This is a genomic window from Aureimonas sp. AU4, from assembly GCF_001463765.1.
GTDB lineage: Bacteria > Pseudomonadota > Alphaproteobacteria > Rhizobiales > Rhizobiaceae > Aureimonas.
Genome location: NZ_BBWK01000020.1, coordinates 1 through 1,571, shown reverse-complemented (window position 1 = coordinate 1,571; position 1,571 = coordinate 1). Strand labels below are relative to the sequence as shown.

Below are 1,571 nucleotides of genomic sequence, written 5' to 3'. Positions count from 1 at the left end.
CCTGCGGGCCGAGGACGCCCGCGCCCTCGACGCCATGCCGTTTGCGGGCGTGCCGTTTCTCGTGAAGGATCTCGGCAGCCCGTTTGCCGGCATCCCCGTCCATGCGGGATCGCGCGCGCTCGCCGCGCGCCTTGCGGCATCCTCCGAGGACAGCGATTTCGCCGCGCGCCTGCGGGGGACCGGCCTCCTGCCCTTCGGCCGCACCGCGGTGCCCGAGTTCGGCCTGTCCCTTTCCAGCGAGCCGGCAGCCTTTCCGCCTGCTCGCAACCCGCTCGACCCGAGGCTCACGGCCGGCGGCTCGTCGGGCGGCGCGGCGGTGGCGGTCGCGCTCGGCCTCGTGCCGGTCGCCCATGCGACGGATGCCGGCGGCTCGATCCGCGTGCCGGCGGCCTCGTGCGGTCTCGTCGGCCTGAAGCCCTCGCGCGGGGCGACGCCGGAGGGGCCCGACTTCGCCAACCATCTGGCGGGCCTGACCTCCGAGCTCGTCGTGGCGCGCTCCGTGCGTGACCTTCGCACCGCGTTGCAGGCCGCCGGCGGCCGGGCGTTGGGGCCCATGCCGGACGTCACCTTCTCGTCACCCAGGACGCGCCTGCGCATCGCGCTCCTCCGGACGCCAAACGTCGCGCCGGAGCGCGCCGTCGCCGTCGAGGAGGCCGCCGGGCACCTCGCCGCCCTCGGCCACGAGATCGAGGTGCGGGATCCCGCGCTTCTGGCGGAGCCTACCCGCGAGGCCGGCACGGTCTTCGACCGCGTCATCTGCGCCTCGCTCGCCGGGCTCTTCGATGCGCTCGCGATCCGGGACGACGAGGTCGAGCCGCTCTCGGCCGCCGCCGCCGAGCGCGGACGCCGGATCGGCGGGGCCGAGGTGCTGCGGGCGATCGAGGCCGGCGCGCGGATCGCGCGTCGCATGGCGATCCTGTTCGAGCGCTTCGACGCGCTTCTCATGCCCATGCTGGCCTCCGCGCCCCCGCCGCTCGGCGCCTTTCCGACCGATGGCGACGATGTCGAGGCGCAATGGCGCCGCATGGAGCGTTTCGCACCCGGCGCCGTGCTCGCCAACGTCGCCGGCCTGCCGGCCGCGACGGTTCCCTTCGGCCAGGATGCGGCTGGCCTGCCCCTGCCTGTGCAACTCATGGGTCCGAGCGGCGCGGATCTCCGCCTTCTCGACCTTGCGGAGGCGCTCGCTGCCGAGCTGCCCTTCGCCCATCGTTTTTCCTTGGCGAGCCTTCGATGACCGCGACACCGGCCCTTCGCCTCGAGGGCATCAGCAAGCGCTTCGGCGCGACGCTCGCCAATGAGGACGTCACGATCGAACTGGCGCGCGGCGAGGTGCTGGCGCTGCTCGGCGAGAACGGCGCCGGCAAGACGACGCTCATGAACATCCTGTTCGGCCACTACGTGCCGGACAGCGGACGCGTCCTCGTGGACGGACGGGAACTGCCGCCCGGCCGACCGCGCGCGGCGATCCGCGCCGGGGTCGGCATGGTGCATCAGCACTTCGCGCTCGCTCCCAATCTCACGGTGCTGGAAAACGTCATGGCGGGAACCGAGCGGCTCGTGTCCCTGCGCTC

At 73.6% G+C, this 1,571-nt stretch carries 2 protein-coding genes; both read left to right on the top strand.

The genetic code is table 11. From position 1 onward, the window contains the following. Positions 1 to 1,234: amidase (locus AUL35_RS07300; protein WP_062013540.1), on the top strand; the 1,234-nt coding region annotated here is incomplete at its 5' end. Next, positions 1,231 to 1,571: ATP-binding cassette domain-containing protein (locus tag AUL35_RS07295; RefSeq protein ID WP_156417880.1), on the top strand; the 341-nt coding region annotated here is incomplete at its 3' end. The genes AUL35_RS07300 and AUL35_RS07295, both read left to right, overlap by 4 nt.